This window comes from Chryseobacterium wanjuense (genome assembly GCF_900111495.1).
In the GTDB taxonomy this organism is placed as follows: Bacteria; Bacteroidota; Bacteroidia; order Flavobacteriales; family Weeksellaceae; genus Chryseobacterium; species Chryseobacterium wanjuense.
Window position 1 is genome coordinate 873,023 of the sequence record NZ_FOIU01000002.1, and the last position, 17,754, is coordinate 890,776.

A 17,754-nucleotide genomic window follows, 5' to 3' on the forward strand; every position below is an offset into this window, starting at 1 on the left:
ATTGTAAATGGTCAATAGTCAATTCGCTTTGCTAGTGAATTTTAGGAAATATATCATTTGTTGAGCGAAGCGCCCTGGCAAACGAAAAATCAACATTCTAACAGTCAAAAAATCTTTGCGTCTTAGCATTAAAATTAAACAAAGAATAGTATCAAAAAACAAAAATAGACTTCAAAAGAAGCCTATTTTTTATTTACAGAAATAAGATAATCATAAACCATTTGATGTTGGTCATCGCTCAGCTTAGCTCTCGGAGCCATTCTGCTTAACGTTTTTATCCATCCCTGATCGTCATGCTTTTCGGGATTTGGCAGCCCGTGACACTTGTTGCATGAGTTTTCAAAAATCGTTTTTCCCTGAGCCAATTGTTCGGATGAGGTGTATTTTGGCCCGGTAACGGCTACACTTTTCGGTCCGCACGATACCATCATCGCCGCGGAGCCCAAGATCATACCCAAAATCAATTTTTTCATAATAATATTTTTTGAAGTGATTATTTCTTTACAGAAACGATATAATCATAAACCCATTGGTGCTGTTCATCTGTCAGTTTCGCTTTTGGAGCCATAGAATTCATGATTCCTACCCATTGTACCGAAGTATGAGAGATCGGATCCGGTAATTTGTGGCATCTTCCGCAAGAGTTTTCAAAAATCGTTTTTCCTTGAGCGATCTGTTCGGCAGTAGAAGTTGCAGGCCCTATAGGCGCCGTTGCTGTAGAAGTTTTTGGAGTACAGGAAGCCAAAAGAACAGCAGTAAATGACGCTATAGCAATGAGTTTTTTCATTCGTTTTAAAATTTTGATTAAAACAAATGTAGCAAATTCCCTGTGTGATTGATGTAGAGCCGGACAATTTAGAAGAAATACAAATAGAGAGGGATTTGGTGAATTGTGAATTGTGAATTTTTAAAAAGAGTGAAAATTCCCTGTGGCTAGAGTTGTGAAAAAGAATTATTAATAAAAATTTCAGGAGCTTTATCCTGCTTTCCACTATATCTTTTTGGTTACGGCTCCGCTTCGCTCCGCCGCAACCAAAAAGGATGCCGTTGCAATCAGGGCTAGGACTGCAGTCATTCATTAAAATTTAGAAAACAAATTTAAGCTAAGAGTAATTTTCATCAAAAAAATTAACAAGCAAAGCGAATTGACTATTGACCATTGACTTATAAATCATTATTTTTGAATCAATGAAATTTTCTACAGAAGAGCTAATAGAAGGAATAAAATCGGGAAACAAACGCCTGATTGCAAAAGCTATTACATTGGTTGAAAGTAAAAAAGCCGAACACAGAACGCAAGCTGAAGAGCTTTTAAAACAAATCATGCCGCTGACGGGAAATTCTATCCGGGTGGGAGTGACAGGAGTTCCGGGTGCCGGAAAATCAACTTTTATAGAAAATTTCGGACGGTTGGCGATTTCAAATGGTAAAAAAGTGGCGGTTCTCGCTATTGATCCCAGTTCGGCAATCAATAAAGGAAGTATTTTGGGCGATAAAACCAGAATGGAAGAGCTCGCAAAAGAAGAAAATGCCTTCATCCGACCTTCCCCGAGTTCGGGATTTTTGGGAGGTGTTGCCAATACCACTTTCGAAACCATGATGATCTGTGAAGCTGCGGGCTATGATTATATTTTAATAGAAACCGTTGGTGTAGGGCAGTCTGAAGTGCTGGTTGCGGATATTACCGATGTTTTTTTATTTCTAAAAATCATCGGCGGCGGTGATGAGCTTCAGGGAATCAAACGCGGAATTATGGAAATGGTAGATGTTATTTTCATTAATAAAGTTGAAAAAGAAAATCTTCAGAAAGCAAAAAACACAAGACTGGAATTGAAGCGGGCACTGGATTTTATTCCACCAAAAGAAAAAGACTGGAAAGTTCCTGTTTTATTGGGTTCTGCTTTGTATAATGAAGGTTTGGGAGAAGTTTTCGAAAAAATTAATGAATTTATTAGCCTTAAAAAGAAAACCCACAGATTCGAGGAAGTGAGAATACAACAGGCCGAAAAGCGTTTTGAATATTGGGTTCAGGCATATATTTTATCGATGATGAAAAAAAATAATTCTGTGGAGGAAGCCTATATTCAGCATAAAAAAAATGCTTCGACAATGGTTTCAAGTCCCAGTACCGAAGCAAAATTATTTGTTGAAAAGTTTTTACGGAATTCGGAATCCGAGCTTCGAGATTCTGAGAATTAATATTTTTCACAAATAAAATCCCGTATCTCGCATCCCGTACCTCGATAAACTCACCTAGGGTTTCTCTTTTTCCTCTTCATTTTTTGAAATGTATCCGTCATAAGAAATCGGCTGTCTGTCGTTGCTTCGGATGGACGTAAATGCTTTTCCGTTTTTGAAAACCTCAATGGTAATTTCATCCACCGAACTTTGATCATTCACCTTAATTTTTACAATCGATTTTCCTTTTCTACCCTGAGTTGTAGTCACCGTAAAATCTTTTGAAGTAAACCTGTAGCTATTCTGGCTTGTGTTTCCGTAAGTTGGATTAAAAACCCTTCCAAAATAAGGTAAAACCACTTCCAGCTTATCTTTTCTTAAATCTATTGAATAATTGTCTCCCGAAAGATCCAAAAATCTGGTGGATGTAGAATTCGGCAGAGAATTCATTACATTAATGACATCATAATTGGTAGGAGTTGCCCTTTGCGCGTGAAATGAGAAATCCTTAGAATTCACAAGATTCGTCACTGTTTGGGTGTCCATGTCCTGAGCTGTACAGTTTTGGAAAAGAAATAAAAATCCAAAAATCCATATGATCGAAATATACTTTTTCATGATAGTAAAATAATTATTAAATTTAAATAGCAAATTACATGCAAATATATCGCTTCTGAAAATTTTGGAATAAAAATTGTTAAGGTTGAACTAATACACTCGAAACTATGAAAATAAAACATTTATTAGGAATAGGAGCCATTGCTCTGTCAGTTGTAGCATGTACTACAAACCCGATTACGGGAAGATCTTCTTTGCAGCTAGCAAATAATTCGGAAATTCTGACGATGTCTGCACAGGAATATAAAACAACATTGTCTAAAGGAAAGGTAATCACAGGAACGGCAGATGCAAAAAGAGTGGTAAATGTAGGAACAAGAATAAAATCTGCTGCCGAAAGATATTATCAGTCAATCGGGCGTTCTGCAGACCTTGCGAATTATAACTGGGAATTTAATCTTTTACAAAGCAACGAGCTGAATGCCTGGTGTATGCCTGGTGGAAAAGTAGCTGTTTATACGGGAATTTTACCGATTACAAAAAATGATAACGGACTTGCTGTAGTAATGGGACACGAAGTTTCTCACGCTTTGGCAGGACACGGAAATGAGAGAATTTCTCAGGCAATGGTAGCACAATACGGTGGTGCTATTTTAGGAGGGACGATTTCCAATGCGCAGTGGGCAAGTGTTTTCCAGAAAGTTTATCCTATCGGTTCACAGGTTGCTTTATTGAAATATGGTAGAAATCAGGAGTCTGAAGCAGATAAAATGGGATTATATTTAATGGGAATGGCAGGCTACGATCCAAGAGAGGCAATTCCTTTCTGGGGAAGAATGGAAGCGGCTTCTAAAGGAGCAAGACAACCGGAATTCCTTTCTACGCACCCGAATCCGGAAACGAGAATTTCAGATATCAACAAAGATTTACCTCAGGCGCTTGAATATTATAAGGCTGCTGGAGGAAAAATCTAATTCATAAAGAATTTTTAATCTTGAGTAAAAGCCTTATCAAAAATTTGTAAATTTGGTAAGGCTTTTTAATTTTTAATCCTTAAACACAATATCATGAAGAGTTTATCACTTACCGGACTTGTACTTTTGGCTGTTTCAGCTTTACTTTTTTACCTAACGACAGATTTTACCGTTGAGAAAATTACCCTTTCACATATTATGGGAGTTATGGCGGGGGTAGGAATTGGCCTCATTATCGGCGGATTGGTAGGATATGTAAGTAAGGGAAGCGCTATTAAACAAGAGCAGAAAAGAAAAGAATACAAACAATTACAAAAAGATAAAGAAGAGCTGGAAAAGCAGGCGGCCGAAATCGCAAAACGTGAAGCCGAACTTCGGAATCAGCAAAATCAAAATCCTCAGATCTAGTGATCTGAGGATTTTTTATAGTTGTTATTTTCAGGAATTAAAATTTGTATCCAACGCCCACCATAAATAAGTTGGGTCTGTTGTCGTATCTTATTTCTTCACCCGAAACTCTGTTGATAAAGTTTCTGGAATCTTTGCTGAAAGCACCTTCATATCTTGCATTCAGAATTAATTTTGAAATTTCAACCTGGGCGCCGAACTGGTAACCTACCGTGAAATTATCCCTTGCATTTTCCGTAAAATCGTTGAAAGTATCTTCCTTGCTCAGATTATAACTTGCTACCGGACCTACAAAAACACCCAACGTATTTCCTAAAATATTGTATCCTAACAATATAGGAACGTCGATTCTGCTGCTTTTTACATCAAATGTTGTATTGTCTGCAGTGAACTCGTTTTTGAAATTGGTGTAATACAATTCCGGCATTAAGTAAAATGATGTAGGCAAGCCCACTTTTAATGAAAGTCCTACGTTGAAACCTACATTATTCTTTCCTTCTCCTTCAATCGCCTGGTTTACTGTTCCTTTAATGTTCTTCCAGGAAGGAGATCCTGTCGGAAATATGATATTTGCCTTTCCCGCCAGAGAAATCTGAGCAGATGCAAACATCGAAAAACCTATTAATGCTATACTAAAAACCTTTTTCATTTTCGTCTATTTTTGTGATTGTATTATCAATAGTTTTATTATTTTCAAGTAAATATTCTCTCAGTTCTTTAAAGAGTTCTGATGAATAAACGAAGTCAATCAAATTTTTATTGCCTGCCGTGATCAGGATATCTTTATTTCCTTCCCATTCTTTAATTCCTAATCTTAGATAAACAATTTTCTCGCCAATCGTCATTACGGAGTTCATATCGTGCGTATTGATGATTGTAGTAGTATTATATTCTTTTGTGATTTCCAGCAAAAGGTCATCGATTACGTTGGATGTATAAGGATCCAGACCGGAGTTTGGTTCGTCACAGAAAAGATATTTCGGGTTGTTTACAATAGCTCTTGCGATGGCCACCCTTTTTTGCATCCCCCCGGAAATCTCGGACGGGAATTTTCTGTTGGCTTTATCAAGATGCACTCTTCCGATTACTTCAAAAACCCTTTTCTTTTTTTCACGGAAAGTAAGATTGGTAAACATATCCAGCGGAAACATGATATTTTCTTCCACTGTTAAAGAGTCAAACAAAGCACTTCCCTGGAATACCGTTCCGATTTCTGAGCGAAGATGCTGCTTCTCCTCACGGCTCATTACGTTGATATCTCTTCCGTCGAAAAGAATTTCTCCAGAAGTTGGCTGGTAAACATTCAGTAAGCTTTTTAGGAAAACGGTTTTTCCCGATCCACTCTGTCCAATAATTAAGTTTACTTTTCCTTTATCAAAAGAGGTTGAAATTCCTTTAAGTACTTCAACTTCATCAAAACTTTTTTTAAGATTTTTTACCTCAATCATTAGCTTAATATTAATTGGGTTAATAATAATTCGGAAAGGATAATGAATACCATTGTCCAAACTACTGCCTGCGTACTAGCTCTACCTACTTCCAGTGAACCACCTTTTACATTATATCCGAAATAAGCAGGAACTGAAGCAATAATGAATGCAAAAACGATGGTTTTTGTGAATGCATAAAAAATGAATAAGTTGGGCATATACATCTGAATACCCACTACATAATCATTTGTCGTCCAGTTTCCCGTTAAAATACCTGCAACATATCCGCCTCCGATACCGAAAACGATACTGATTGCGATGAGTAAAGGATTAAAAATAACACAGGCGATTATTTTAGGTAAAATCAGAAAATTCGGAGAGTTTACTCCCATAATATCCAATGCGTCGATCTGCTCAGAAACCCTCATTGTTCCGATACTCGAAGCGATGTATGAACCTACTTTTCCTGCTAAAATCAAGCTGATAATGGTAGGGGAAAACTCTAGGACTAAAACCGCCTTTGTAGCATATCCTACAAATGATGGAGGAATAGGGAACGAAGATGCATCAAAATTATTAAACATCTGGATGGCAACTACCGCTCCTACGAATATGGATGTGAAGATCACCAATCCGAATGAATTGACTCCCAAATCATTGATCTCTCTCATGAACAGCTTCCAGAACACTCTCATTTTCTGAGGTTTCTGTATGGATTTACCTAGAAGGATAATGTATTCTCCTATTGCTGTAAAAAACTTTTTTAACATTCTGCTAAATTAGACTTTTTTTATTTAATTAGATTAAGATTGAGGTTAAGTCTGACGCTCATTTATGATTAAAAATCAGCTCAAAACTTACCTGTTTTACCTATTTATTTTGCATTTTTATCTCCGGTGATCACCAGTAAAACGGTTTTTAAAATAATAACCAGATCCAGGACGAAACTCCAGTTTCTTACGTAGAATGCATCTGCCAAAACCCGCTTATTCATCTCCACTTCCACATCTCCTGCATCACCGCGAAGTCCGTTTACCTGCGCCAAGCCTGTAATTCCCGGGCTTACCATGCTTCTCAGACTGTATCGCCCGATTTTTGGTTTGTAGTAATTATCAACAGCCAGCATATGTGGTCTTGGTCCGACGATTGACATTTCACCTTTCAAAACATTCAAAAACTGCGGCATCTCGTCGAGACTGGTTTTTCTTAAAAATTTTCCGATCCGTGTAATTCTGGAATCATTTTCACTGGTGGTTTTCGTTGAAGATTCGTTATTAACGACCATTGTTCTGAACTTAATACAATCAAAAACTTCTTCATGAAAACCATATCTTTTCTGTATGAAAAAAACGGGCCCTTTTGATGAAGATTTAATTAAAATTGCAATAAGCGGAAACAGCCACGAGCAGATACACACCAAAATAATGGATGAAAAAACGATGTCGAATATTCTTTTTAATAAAAAATTAGAATAATAATCCAACGGATATTTGGCTTGGTTTAAAACCGGCTGTGTCTGGATATATCCCATATCATACAAAAAGAAATCACTTTGTGTAATACTGGGAATCAGAGAAATATGAACTTTGTTCGCCTCTGCCAATTTGAAAATTTCTTTCTCAGTTTTCTCGTTGAATGAATTTTCTATAGGAATAAAAAGCGTGTGAATTCCGTTTGTTTTCCAGAATTCGATTAATTCTTCCGGTTTTATCTCAGGATTTTTATATTCGAAAATTTTATACCCGTAATCTCTTCTTTCCGTTAAAATGTTTTTTAAAACTTCTGTAGAGCTGTCTTCATGCAGAAACATAATATTCCTGTGGTTGATCCCCAGACTACGGACGTATTTAATTCCAAAATAAATCAAAGATTTTGTAAGGAAAATAAAGAAAAACAGATAAAACGACAGCCAGTAAATATCCGAATTGAAAAATACATTGTAACTGACTTTCCCAATCAGCAAAACCCCAAGAATAAACAATAAAAAATGAACCAGGAGTCTTTCCAAAAACAGAGTGTAGGTCAGGTTTCTGGGAATATTATAAATCCTTGTCCTGCCACTGAGAAGCATCCAGAACAAAAACAATAATACCAAAGAAAAAACGTTTTGATACCAGGTTTCCTGATTGTATTTAAGATTTTGGTTTCTGCTGACAAAAAAGAATATGAAAATAGATGCAATAACCAAAAGGTCAAGCAAAATAATGATCGATTTTAGGTATCTAGAGTATCGAATTCTCTGCATCTATCTGTATTACGGATACGAAGAGCTAAGTTACATATTTTTTACGGGATATTAAGATATTTATGGGTCTGCACTGAAGCCCGCCATTCAGGGTGTTCCAGAATGAAATCTGTAATTTTTGGATACATTTCATCACGCTTGCTCCATTCACTCTGAAGATATAATGTGCAGTTTCCTGAAACTTTAGCGGCCTGTTCCTGAGCAAATTTAAAATCATTATTATTAAATACAATTACTTTAAGCTCATGAGCTTTAGCATAAATTTCCTCTTTTGGCAGTCCTGTTTTTTTTGGTGAAAGGGTAATCCAGTCGATTTGTCCGCTCATCGGATAGGCTCCGGATGTTTCAATATGAATGGTGCAACCCAATTCTTTTAATTTGGATGTTAAAATATCAAGATTCCACATTAAAGGTTCTCCGCCTGTTAAAACGATTGTCTTACAGTGCTTTGCTGCAGTTTCGGCAATTTCTTCTGCATTCATCAGCGGATGTAAATTCGGATCCCAGCTTTCCTTTACATCACACCAGTGACACCCGACGTCGCAACCGCCCAGTCTGATGAAATAGGCTGCTTTTCCGGTGTGTGCTCCTTCTCCCTGAAGAGTGTAAAAATGCTCCATCACTGGGAGCATTTTACCTTCTTTTAATAATATTTCTTCTGTTAAATTCATTTTAAAATTAGTCGTTATAGACCGAAGTTTTATAAGCAATGATGGTATTTTTCATCAACATCGCTCTTGTCATAGGTCCTACACCTCCCGGAACAGGCGTGATCCAGCTTGCTTTGGCAGCGCAGCTGTCAAAATCTACGTCACCAGCCAGATAATATCCTTTCGGAGAATCGTCGTCTACTCTTGTGATACCTACGTCTACAATCACCGCTCCGTCTTTGATCATGTCTCCTTTCAGGAAATGAGGATCGCCTAAAGCTGTAATGACGATGTCTGCTTTTTTAGTATATTCTTCGATGTCTTTTGTATAAGAGTGTGTCAACGTAACCGTAGAATTTCCCGGGAAATCTTTTCTTCCCATCAGGATACTCATTGGTCTTCCTACGATTTTACTTCTTCCGATGATGACACAGTCTTTCCCTTTTGTTTCAATATTGTATCTCTCCAATAATGTTAAAATTCCGAATGGAGTTGCGGGCAGGAAAGTATCCATTTCCAACGCCATTTTCCCGAAATTTGTAGGGTGGAAACCGTCAACATCTTTTCTTGGATCAATCGCATTGATAATTTTTTCCTGATCAACCTGATCTGGTAAAGGCAACTGAACGATGAATCCGTCTACAGATTTATCTTTATTAAGTTCCTCGATTTTTTCCAATAATTCAGATTCAGAAACCGTACTTGGAAATTTGATCAGGCTCGATTGAAATCCTACTTCTTCACAATCTTTTACTTTAGCATTTACATAAGCCTTGCTTGCTCCGTTGTTTCCGACAAGAATGGCCACCAAATGCGGCGCTCTTCTTTTCCCTGCAACAATTTTTTCAACTTCAGCCTTGATTTCCTGTTTTATTTCTTTGGATACTTTTAATCCGTCAAGAATTTCTGCCATTTTACTTTTTATTATTTATTAGATTTTTATTAATTAAAGATATTTCTTCAAATGTCTCAGAAATACCAAAAACCAGAAAATCATGTTTTCTTAATTTTTCCAGCATGTCAATTGTTCTTTGCTGTCCGTTTTCAAAAAAACGCTCATGAACTTCTACGAGAATCTGTCCAATTTCAACATTTGAATTTAATATACTTTCAATAACATTATATTCAAAGCCTTCAATATCCATCTTTAAAACATCAATTTTTTTATGTTCCAGCATATGAGCAATGTCTTGAAGAGATTGCAGCTGAACTTCAATCTTTGAGTCTGAATCAACATTATTTTGCTGAACAAGACTTCCTGAAACATAATTTGGATTTTTAGGAAGATAAAAATAATCTACAGTAGTTTTATCTCCAATTCCGGAACTGTAAAATTTAAAATTCTCAGGAACCTGTCTGGATTTTATCCAATTAATTGATTTGGGAGTGGGATCAAAGCCGAAAACAAGGCAATTATTATCCTTAATCATCTCTTCATCAAAAGAAATATCTTCCCCGATACCGAAAGAATAAACAATGGAGTTTTTATCTAAAAATTCTGTAGCAACATAAAATCCTCCATAATCATTTCCCAACCATTTTTTTTGGATACTAATATCCTTTTTTAGATGGTTTGTTGTCGGGCTTAAGGATAATTGAATAAATTTAATTTTCCTTTTTAATTTGTGTATTGTGTTAAGCATTCTTTTTATAATAATTAATCAACCCGTTCGTCGAAGAGTCATGAGAGCTGATCGGCTCATTACTTTCAAGTTCCGGTAAGATTTTGTTAGCTAAAACTTTTCCTAATTCCACGCCAAACTGGTCGAAGCTGAAGATATTCCAAATCACACCCTGAACAAAAATTTTATGTTCATACATGGCAATTAACTGTCCCAATGAAAAAGGCGTTAATTCTTTGAATAATATGGAGTTAGTTGGCGTATTTCCATGAAAGACCTTATAATTTAACAGGAAATCAATCTCTTCATCAGACTTCCCTGAATTTTTTAATTCTTCCTCAACTTCCTCTTCCGTTTTTCCGAAGGCAAGTGCTTCAGTCTGAGCGAAAAAGTTAGCTAATAATTTATCCTGATGATCAGAAACTTTATTCGGGCTTTTTGCATAAGCGATAAAATCTGCAGGAATCAATTCTGTTCCCTGGTGGATCAGCTGATAAAATGCGTGTTGTCCGTTTGTTCCCGGCTCACCCCAAATGATGGGTCCTGTTTCATACTCTACAAATTCTCCGTTTCTGTCGACACATTTTCCGTTACTTTCCATATCTCCCTGTTGAAGATAGGCTGCAAACCTGTCTAAATATTGAGAATAAGGAAGAATCGCATAGCTTGTCGCTGCATAAAAATTACGATACCAGATTCCTAATAATCCCATTAAAACCGGAACGTTTTCAGAGAAATTGGCAGTCTGGAAATGTTGGTCTGTATCGTAAGCCCCCTTTAATAATTGTTCAAAATTTTCATAACCCACCGAAAGGACGATGCTTAAACCAATCGCACTCCAAAGTGAATATCTTCCGCCCACCCAATCCCAGAATTCGAAGATATTTTCTTCTGCGATTCCGAAGTCTTTAACGAATTGAACGTTAGTGGATAAAGCAACAAAATGTTTAGCTACATCTTCTTGTTTTCCGGCTTTTAAAAACCAGTCTTTTGCCGAATTGGCGTTTGTCATGGTTTCCTGAGTGGTGAATGTCTTGGAAGCAATGATGAATAAAGTTGTTTCAGGGTTTAAATTCTTTACAACTTCTGCAATATGATTTCCATCTACATTGGAAACAAAATGAACGTTTAATCTTGTTTTAAAATGTTTTAAAGCAGAAACTATCATCACAGGTCCTAAGTCTGAACCTCCGATTCCGATATTCACAACATCCGTAATTTCTTTTCCGCTAAAACCTTTGTGAGCCCCTGAAATAATGCTTTCAGAAAAAGTTTTCATATGATCCAGCACTCTTTTGATCTGAGGCTTGATATTTTCCCCGTCTACCAAAATTTCTCTATCGGAAAAATCTCTCAAAGCGGTATGCAGAACTGCTCTTCCTTCAGTTTCATTGATTTTGTCACCTGAAAACATTTTAGCAATCGCATCTTTCAATTGGCATTCTTCTGCAAGGTTTAAAAGAAGTTCTTTGGTTCTTGCATCGATCAGGTTTTTAGAATAATCAAAAAGAAAATGATCTCTCTGTAAAGAAAATTCACTGAAACGATTCGGGTTATATTGAAAAAGACTTCTCAGATCAAAATCGTTGTCTCCGAAATGTTCATCGAGAGCTTTCCAGCTGTTGGTTTGAGTAGGATTTATTTTTGATAGCATATATTTAGAAATTAGGGTTTTAAGGCACCGGATCCAGGATTGTTGAACGCCAAATCCTCATGCAAAATTATTGATTTGCAAATTTACGGAATTTTACTTCAATGATGTTAATTGATAATTAAAAATAGACAAGAAGTTACAGTCTATTAGCTTAAAAATTATTACTTTTAAATTTAAAATTTTCATTAAAAATCATGCTTAGTAGAAGAAATTTCATTAAAAAATCATCACTGGGAGTGGGCTTTTTGGCTTTGCCCGGTTCTGCAAAATTTTTATATACAGATGATTATGTTTCAAAAAGACCAAGTTTGGAACAAAGAAAATTTACTTCTCTGGCGGTTGAAAATACCATTAAAACCATTAAAAAATCAATTGGAGATAAAGAACTGGCATGGATGTTTGAAAATTGTTTCCCCAATACTTTGGATACGACGGTGAAATTTTATCAGAAAAATAATAAATTTTATACCTACGTAATCACGGGAGATATCGATGCCATGTGGCTTCGTGATTCTTCTGCACAGGTTTATCCCTATTTAAGTCTGGCCAATGAAGACAAAAAATTGAAAAATCTGTCGAAAGGTGTCATCAATAAGCAGGTTGAGTGCGTTCTTCTTGATCCTTATGCGAATGCATTTTTCGATGATGCGAGTAAAATAAGCGAATGGAAAGACGATTCTACACAAATGAAACCGGGAATTCATGAGCGAAAATGGGAAATTGATTCTTTATGCTACGTGATGCGTTTGTCTTACAATTATTGGAAAACAACCGGAGATTCTTCGGTTTTTGATGCAGATTGGAAAAAAGCGATGCTTTTAATTTTACAGACTTTCAAAGAACAGCAGCGAAAAGATTCTAAAGGGACTTATTCTTTTGAAAGGGCAAACGGAAATCCTCTGGATACACAATTTGGAAAAGGTTACGGAAATCCAACGAAGAAAATCGGTCTGATTCATTCGATGTTCCGGCCTTCTGACGATGCTACTTTTTATCCTTTTTTGATTTCTTCCAATATGTTTGCGGTCGTTTCATTAAGAGAAACAGCTGAGATTTTTTCTAAAGTTTTAAAAGATGAAAATTTTTCCAGTCAATATAAAAATCTGGCAAAAGAAGTGGATGAAGCCATACAGAAATATGCCATTTTGAATCATCCTGAAGCTGGGAAAATTTACGCTTTGGAAATTGATGGCTTCGGAAATGCTTTATTCATGGATGATGCGAATGTTCCGAATCTGCTTTCAATTCCCTATTTGGGATATGCTTCAAAAGAAGATGAAGTGTATAAAAACACCCGGAAATTTTCTTTAAGTAAAGCCAATCCGTGGTTCAGTGAAGGGAAATTTGCGAAAGGAATCGGCGGGCCTCACATTGGTGAGCATAAAATCTGGCCTTTAGGTCTAATCATGCAGGCGTTGACGACAGATGATGATGAAGAAATTCTTTATTGTTTAAAAACATTAAAAGCAACACATGCCGGAACAGGATTTATCCACGAATCTTTTCATGTTGATAATCCGAAAGACTATACGAGATCATGGTTTTCCTGGGCCAATACTCTTTTCGGAGAACTGATTTTGCATCTGTACAAAACAAAACCCGACATTTTAAAAAGAAAGTTGTAGACATAAAAACCCCCAGATTTTTCTGGAGGTTTCTTGTAAAATTTAAAATATATATAGATAACCAAAGGTTAGGATAGCTTACACTTCTGTTGTAGTTTGCTTTTTAGCAGGTTTTCTTTTTCTTAAAAAATAAACAATCACCGCCCCGATCAGTAAAATTGGCCAAACCGTAATTAGTCCCACAATAATTCTCTGAATTAAATAATATCCTTCTACAAAGGCAGATTTTGCGCTGTAAACGAAAGCAAACTTGTATTTATCATCGATGCTTTTTGTATTGGTAATACCGATTTCGGCGACTCTGATTTTGGGTTCTTTGATGTAAATGTCAATCGTGCTGTATTTTAACTGATCCGTCATATTCATGCTTTCCAATTGCTGGTCGTTTCCTTCTCGCATATTTTCATCACTCAAGGTTACTTTGTCTTTATTTACCTTCAGTTGAGCGATATTGTCGGTGGTTTTTTTGTTTCTTTGAGCTTCCAGAGCCGAATATTTGATGTTGGCAGTAACATCTTCCGCGTTGATTGATCTTGAGTTTAGGAATAATTTTTTATCATTAATTAAAGTCAATAATTCGCTCAGTTTATCAGTCGGAACTCTTAATTGCATTCTGTTTTCAGTCTGATATTTTTTCACCAAAACAGCATTTTCATTGGATGTATTGTATGTGTCTTCGGAGATTACATTACTGTGAAGGTTGCTTTGGGTGACAAATCCGCCCAATTCCTGAACCGATTTTTCAATGGAAATGGTGGCTTTATAGACATCTTTCACTTCCATATTTACGTCTGCTGTTTTAATGAACTGCTTGTCTTTTACTTTCATGGTTGCCACTGAAGAAATGCTGTCGGACGCCACGACTGCTGCGGAATCTGTCGTTGCATACGCTTCAAGATCTGTTGCGGAAACTTCCCCTTTTTTGCATGAATAGATTCCTAATAAAAGTGCTCCTGCGATGGATAATCTGATGTAAGTGGTTTTCATACTATTGATTTTTAATGTTTTGCTTATCCCAAAGTTGGTGCTGAATTTTTTGTAATGTTTGAAAATCGCAGGTAAAAATTTTGTAAAGAAAAATTCTGTTTTAAATATTTTAAAATCAATGTTTTGTAAAATAACTTCAATAAAATGTGCTTGTTTTCGGATTAATTTTTGCATAACTTTTACAAATCAAACACACCATACACTATGTCAAATACGTTTTCCAAAATCAGAAACGCCATAGAATTATTCAGATCCATAGATTTTGATCAGTTGAGTGCTATTTCTCAGAAAATTGATTTGCCAAAACTGATGCAAAACTTTTCAAAGTTGGACGATAAACAACTTGGAGGTTTAATGAAAATGCTCGATCCGAATAAGAAAAAGAAAGAACTTCCGCCTGTTGATGGGGATTTCTACGATATTTATCACACCTTAAGTCCGGAACAGCGGGAAATTCAGCTTAAAGTAAGAGCTTTCATGGAAAAAGAAGTAAAACCTCTGGTGAATCATTACTGGCTGAGAGACGAATTTCCTCATGAATTAATTCCAAAATTCCAGAAACTAGATATTTGTGGAGTGACGTATCAAGGCTATGGTTGTCCGGGATTACCTTTTTTAATGGAAGGAGTTCTGGCGATGGAAATGGCTAGAATTGATGCTTCTATTGCTACTTTCTTCGGAGTTCAATCGGGTTTGTCAATGGGATCCATTTATATATGCGGTTCTGAAGAGCAAAAACAAAAATGGCTTCCTCAGATGCAAAAATTTGAAAAAATCGGTGCATTTGGTTTAACGGAGCCTGAAGTGGGATCCGGTGCAGCGGGAGGTTTAACGGTGACCTGTAAAAAAACTCCGGAAGGCTGGGTTCTGAATGGCCAGAAAAAATGGATCGGAAATGCAACATTCGCTGACATAATCATAATCTGGGCAAGAGATATGGATGATGGTGAAGTGAAAGGTTTTATTGTTGAAAAAGATAATCCCGGTTATTCTGTAGAGAAAATTAAAGGTAAAATGGCATTAAGAATCGTTCAGAACGGGTTAATTACCCTGAAAGATTGCTTAGTGACAGAAGAAAACAGATTGCAAAATGCCAATTCATTTAAAGACACGGCAAAAGTATTAAGAATGACAAGAGCCGGAGTCGCATGGATGGCAACAGGCTGTGCGAGAGGTGCCTACGAAAGTGCTTTGGATTACACCAGAAAAAGAGAACAGTTCGGAAAACCGATTGCTTCGTTTCAGATGATTCAGGGGCATTTGGTGGAAATGCTGTCGAATCTTACAGCGATGCAGACGATGGTTTTCAGGCTTTCTGAAATGCAGGATGAAGGGATTTTAAAGGACGAACACGCTTCTTTAGCCAAAGTTTTCTGTACATTAAGAACAAGAGATATCGTTTCCAGAGCGCGTGAAGTAATGGGCGGAAACGGAATTCTGCTTGAATATGATGTCGCAAGATTCGTTGCCGACGCAGAAGCCATTTATTCTTATGAAGGAACAAAAGAAATCAACTCACTGATTGTGGGAAGATCGATCACCGGGTTCAGCGCATTTGTATGATGTGAGTGTCAATGAATGGTCAATTGTGAATTTTGCTCCGCCGTGAATTTTTAAAATTAACAAGCAAAGCGAATTGGCAATTGACCATTTACATTTTATCAGCTGACTAGAGCTTTATATTTTTCTTTATTGTCGATAATCATCCAGATGTTGATAATAAATAGAACTACTGCTATTATGATTCCCATCTGAGACTGGTCTTTACAAACATTATGCAATAGGATTCCTACCATTACAGGTAAAATAATAATGGCACCTAAAGCTCTTGTTTTAGGGAAAATAAATAATACTCCTCCGATCACTTCCACGGCACCCACTAAAGGCATCAGCCATCCGATTTCTCCGAAAGCAGCATAGACTTTCATTTGTTCAGGTGTGAGTTTTGGCATTGGATTGTAGTGAAAGAATTTGTCTAATCCTGCATTAATGAACATCAGACCGAAAAGGAGGGCAAAGATAAATTTTACGATTTTCATGTTTGGTAATTTTTGATCAAATTTAAATAAAATTGTAATTTGCTGATTAAAATTAAAATAATTTTTAAATGTATTGATAATTATCTCTGAACTTGTTTAAACTTTTATTTTAACCACAAAAGATACAAAAGATCTAACATGTTGGTTATTTAAGTTCATTATTAAACCGAAAATAAGAATACATACGTTTTAAAAATCTTTGATTTTTATTCTTTTGCAGGCTTTTTAATCCATTTCCTCTAAAGTAATATTCTTTGAAATTTTGTATTTCTTTTTCTTTTTGTGAGGTTTTTCCTCTTCGCCGAGTAGTTTTCCCCAGGGTTTTAAACCTTCCACTCTTTCAAAAACAATTTTAATGATTGCGATCGCCGGAATACACAAAAACATTCCTGCAATGCCCCAAAGATGTTCCCCGATAACAATTCCGATGAAGGAAAATAAGGCGTTGATTTTCACTTTTGAACCTACCACAAAAGGCAGAATGATATTCCCGTCAACAATATGAACTGCAATGTAGCCGATGATCACATAAATACAGGTCGATGGAGTTGTCGTCGCAAAAGCGATAAAACATGAAATTAAAAGTGCAATACAAATTCCCAAATAAGGAATGACGTTTAATAAACCTGTCAAAATACCCAAAAGAATAGCGTATTTTACGCCTAAAATGGTCAGGACAATTGATGTTAAGATCGAGACGATAACAACCTGCAAACAAAGTCCGAAGATATATTTTTTCGTCATGATTCTTACTTCGTTTACCACTTCCTGAACGCTTGCTTTATGTTTTTCGTTAAAAACCGTTACGATGAAATTATTTAAAATCCTTCTGTAATTTAAGATGAAAATAAAAAACAGAATAAAGAATACGATAAAACCAAGCCCCGTAGAAAATATCCCGAAAGTAAAGCCTAAAATCACTCCTGTAGAAGACAGAAGTTTATCCAGACCCTGATCGAGATAATCCAGCTGTTCATCGATCTTCACATGAAAAGTTTCCGAAACCCAGTTCTGAAGTTCATTAAAAACCTGTGTAAACTGCACCCGCAAATGCGGAACATCTTTACTGAAATCCGACAGCTGCGAGCCAAAGAAATAGACCAATCCTGTTAAGATCACCAACATGATCATCACGGAAGTTATGGTAGACATGGATCTTGTAAATCTTAGTTTTCTTTCCATAAAAGTGGCAGCCGGTAAAAAAAGCATGGCCATTAAAAAAGCCAGAAAGAAAGGCGCCAAAATACTTTCTCCTAATGCCAGTATATAAACAATCCCAATAATCGATATGACTACCAGGGTGAGTTTAACAAGAAAAGGCAATCGAATAAAATTCATAATTTCAAAATTTGCTGCATAAAAATAAGAAAAACCCTCCGATTTG

At 36.3% G+C, this 17,754-nt stretch carries 19 protein-coding genes; 5 read left to right on the forward strand and 14 right to left on the reverse strand.

The window, feature by feature from the left end; all coding sequences use genetic code 11:
• Positions 1–182: 182 nt before the first annotated feature.
• A complete protein-coding gene (locus tag BMX24_RS15770; RefSeq protein ID WP_089794379.1) occupies positions 183–473 on the reverse strand; it encodes a c-type cytochrome in 291 nt (96 codons plus the stop codon).
• A gap of 20 nt (positions 474–493) precedes the next feature.
• On the reverse strand, positions 494–787 hold the full coding sequence (locus BMX24_RS15775; RefSeq protein ID WP_089794381.1) for a c-type cytochrome: 294 nt from the start codon (positions 785–787) through the stop codon (positions 494–496).
• A gap of 401 nt (positions 788–1,188) precedes the next feature.
• Here BMX24_RS15775 and meaB point away from each other — a divergent pair, with 401 nt between their 5' ends.
• Positions 1,189–2,199, forward strand: coding sequence for a methylmalonyl Co-A mutase-associated GTPase MeaB (gene meaB / locus BMX24_RS15780; RefSeq protein ID WP_089794383.1), 1,011 nt, complete (start codon positions 1,189–1,191; stop codon positions 2,197–2,199).
• Between the two features lie 54 nt (positions 2,200–2,253).
• Here the strand turns inward: meaB and BMX24_RS15785 are convergent, their stop codons facing one another.
• On the reverse strand, positions 2,254–2,796 hold the full coding sequence (locus tag BMX24_RS15785) for a DUF4251 domain-containing protein (protein ID WP_089794385.1): 543 nt from the start codon (positions 2,794–2,796) through the stop codon (positions 2,254–2,256).
• A gap of 107 nt (positions 2,797–2,903) precedes the next feature.
• Between BMX24_RS15785 and BMX24_RS15790 the strand changes: the two genes are divergently transcribed.
• Both BMX24_RS15790 and BMX24_RS15795 read left to right on the forward strand, forming a co-directional pair.
• Positions 2,904–3,710, forward strand: a complete 807-nt coding sequence (locus tag BMX24_RS15790) for a M48 family metallopeptidase (protein WP_089794387.1) — start codon at positions 2,904–2,906, stop codon at positions 3,708–3,710.
• A gap of 93 nt (positions 3,711–3,803) precedes the next feature.
• A complete protein-coding gene (locus BMX24_RS15795; RefSeq protein ID WP_089794389.1) occupies positions 3,804–4,118 on the forward strand; it encodes a DUF1049 domain-containing protein in 315 nt (104 codons plus the stop codon).
• A gap of 37 nt (positions 4,119–4,155) precedes the next feature.
• Here BMX24_RS15795 and BMX24_RS15800 read toward each other — a convergent pair whose 3' ends face one another.
• The 8 genes from BMX24_RS15800 to pgi form a co-directional block, all read right to left on the reverse strand.
• Positions 4,156–4,767, reverse strand: a complete 612-nt coding sequence (locus BMX24_RS15800; RefSeq protein ID WP_089794391.1) for an outer membrane beta-barrel protein — start codon at positions 4,765–4,767, stop codon at positions 4,156–4,158.
• Positions 4,751–5,566, reverse strand: a complete 816-nt coding sequence (locus BMX24_RS15805; protein ID WP_089794393.1) for an ABC transporter ATP-binding protein — start codon at positions 5,564–5,566, stop codon at positions 4,751–4,753. Before BMX24_RS15805 ends, BMX24_RS15800 begins: the two co-directional genes overlap by 17 nt.
• Positions 5,566–6,318: an MlaE family ABC transporter permease gene (locus BMX24_RS15810; RefSeq protein WP_089794396.1), complete on the reverse strand. Its 753-nt coding sequence runs from the start codon at positions 6,316–6,318 to the stop codon at positions 5,566–5,568. The genes BMX24_RS15805 and BMX24_RS15810 overlap by 1 nt, the downstream gene beginning before the upstream one ends.
• A 104-nt stretch (positions 6,319–6,422) precedes the next feature.
• The gene (locus BMX24_RS15815) at positions 6,423–7,793 is read right to left on the reverse strand and encodes an exopolysaccharide biosynthesis polyprenyl glycosylphosphotransferase (protein WP_089794397.1); all 1,371 of its coding nucleotides are present in this window, start codon (positions 7,791–7,793) and stop codon (positions 6,423–6,425) included.
• Positions 7,794–7,834: 41 nt separating this feature from the next.
• Complete coding sequence (locus BMX24_RS15820; RefSeq protein WP_089794399.1) at positions 7,835–8,464, reverse strand: 7-carboxy-7-deazaguanine synthase QueE; 630 nt, start codon at positions 8,462–8,464, stop codon at positions 7,835–7,837.
• A 7-nt stretch (positions 8,465–8,471) separates the two neighbouring features.
• On the reverse strand, positions 8,472–9,356 hold the full coding sequence (locus BMX24_RS15825) for a bifunctional 5,10-methylenetetrahydrofolate dehydrogenase/5,10-methenyltetrahydrofolate cyclohydrolase (protein WP_089794401.1): 885 nt from the start codon (positions 9,354–9,356) through the stop codon (positions 8,472–8,474).
• 1 nt (position 9,357) lies between these two features.
• Positions 9,358–9,978 carry an FkbM family methyltransferase gene (locus BMX24_RS15830; protein ID WP_170835727.1) on the reverse strand — a complete coding sequence of 207 codons (621 nt, stop codon included), beginning with the start codon at positions 9,976–9,978 and terminating at the stop codon, positions 9,358–9,360.
• 100 nt (positions 9,979–10,078) lie between these two features.
• Positions 10,079–11,719 (reverse strand): glucose-6-phosphate isomerase, encoded by a 1,641-nt coding sequence (pgi, locus tag BMX24_RS15835; protein WP_089794404.1) that lies wholly within the window; start codon positions 11,717–11,719, stop codon positions 10,079–10,081.
• 194 nt (positions 11,720–11,913) lie between these two features.
• On the opposite strand from pgi, the gene BMX24_RS15840 reads away from it, so the two are divergent.
• Positions 11,914–13,344, forward strand: coding sequence for a glycoside hydrolase family 125 protein (locus tag BMX24_RS15840; RefSeq protein WP_089794406.1), 1,431 nt, complete (start codon positions 11,914–11,916; stop codon positions 13,342–13,344).
• 78 nt (positions 13,345–13,422) lie between these two features.
• Here BMX24_RS15840 and BMX24_RS15845 read toward each other — a convergent pair whose 3' ends face one another.
• Complete coding sequence (locus BMX24_RS15845) at positions 13,423–14,331, reverse strand: DUF4349 domain-containing protein (protein WP_089794745.1); 909 nt, start codon at positions 14,329–14,331, stop codon at positions 13,423–13,425.
• A gap of 204 nt (positions 14,332–14,535) precedes the next feature.
• On the opposite strand from BMX24_RS15845, the gene BMX24_RS15850 reads away from it, so the two are divergent.
• Positions 14,536–15,894, forward strand: a complete 1,359-nt coding sequence (locus tag BMX24_RS15850) for an acyl-CoA dehydrogenase family protein (protein ID WP_089794408.1) — start codon at positions 14,536–14,538, stop codon at positions 15,892–15,894.
• A 98-nt stretch (positions 15,895–15,992) separates the two neighbouring features.
• Here the strand turns inward: BMX24_RS15850 and BMX24_RS15855 are convergent, their stop codons facing one another.
• Positions 15,993–16,370: a DoxX family protein gene (locus BMX24_RS15855; protein WP_089794410.1), complete on the reverse strand. Its 378-nt coding sequence runs from the start codon at positions 16,368–16,370 to the stop codon at positions 15,993–15,995.
• Between the two features lie 225 nt (positions 16,371–16,595).
• Positions 16,596–17,708 carry an AI-2E family transporter gene (locus BMX24_RS15860; protein ID WP_089794412.1) on the reverse strand — a complete coding sequence of 371 codons (1,113 nt, stop codon included), beginning with the start codon at positions 17,706–17,708 and terminating at the stop codon, positions 16,596–16,598.
• Positions 17,709–17,754: the final 46 nt, after the last annotated feature.

Bases quoted from the DNA above. Each gene is read 5' to 3' on its own strand.
- BMX24_RS15770 (WP_089794379.1), bottom strand. From the start codon at position 473: ATGAAAAAATTGATTTTGGGTATGATCTTGGGCTCCGCGGCGATGATG.
- BMX24_RS15775 (WP_089794381.1), bottom strand. From the start codon at position 787: ATGAAAAAACTCATTGCTATAGCGTCATTTACTGCTGTTCTTTTGGCT.
- meaB (WP_089794383.1), top strand. From the start codon at position 1,189: ATGAAATTTTCTACAGAAGAGCTAATAGAAGGAATAAAATCGGGAAAC.
- BMX24_RS15785 (WP_089794385.1), bottom strand. From the start codon at position 2,796: ATGAAAAAGTATATTTCGATCATATGGATTTTTGGATTTTTATTTCTT.
- BMX24_RS15790 (WP_089794387.1), top strand. From the start codon at position 2,904: ATGAAAATAAAACATTTATTAGGAATAGGAGCCATTGCTCTGTCAGTT.
- BMX24_RS15795 (WP_089794389.1), top strand. From the start codon at position 3,804: ATGAAGAGTTTATCACTTACCGGACTTGTACTTTTGGCTGTTTCAGCT.
- BMX24_RS15800 (WP_089794391.1), bottom strand. From the start codon at position 4,767: ATGAAAAAGGTTTTTAGTATAGCATTAATAGGTTTTTCGATGTTTGCA.
- BMX24_RS15805 (WP_089794393.1), bottom strand. From the start codon at position 5,566: ATGATTGAGGTAAAAAATCTTAAAAAAAGTTTTGATGAAGTTGAAGTA.
- BMX24_RS15810 (WP_089794396.1), bottom strand. From the start codon at position 6,318: ATGTTAAAAAAGTTTTTTACAGCAATAGGAGAATACATTATCCTTCTA.
- BMX24_RS15815 (WP_089794397.1), bottom strand. From the start codon at position 7,793: ATGCAGAGAATTCGATACTCTAGATACCTAAAATCGATCATTATTTTG.
- BMX24_RS15820 (WP_089794399.1), bottom strand. From the start codon at position 8,464: ATGAATTTAACAGAAGAAATATTATTAAAAGAAGGTAAAATGCTCCCA.
- BMX24_RS15825 (WP_089794401.1), bottom strand. From the start codon at position 9,356: ATGGCAGAAATTCTTGACGGATTAAAAGTATCCAAAGAAATAAAACAG.
- pgi (WP_089794404.1), bottom strand. From the start codon at position 11,719: ATGCTATCAAAAATAAATCCTACTCAAACCAACAGCTGGAAAGCTCTC.
- BMX24_RS15840 (WP_089794406.1), top strand. From the start codon at position 11,914: ATGCTTAGTAGAAGAAATTTCATTAAAAAATCATCACTGGGAGTGGGC.
- BMX24_RS15845 (WP_089794745.1), bottom strand. From the start codon at position 14,331: ATGAAAACCACTTACATCAGATTATCCATCGCAGGAGCACTTTTATTA.
- BMX24_RS15850 (WP_089794408.1), top strand. From the start codon at position 14,536: ATGTCAAATACGTTTTCCAAAATCAGAAACGCCATAGAATTATTCAGA.
- BMX24_RS15855 (WP_089794410.1), bottom strand. From the start codon at position 16,370: ATGAAAATCGTAAAATTTATCTTTGCCCTCCTTTTCGGTCTGATGTTC.
- BMX24_RS15860 (WP_089794412.1), bottom strand. From the start codon at position 17,708: ATGAATTTTATTCGATTGCCTTTTCTTGTTAAACTCACCCTGGTAGTC.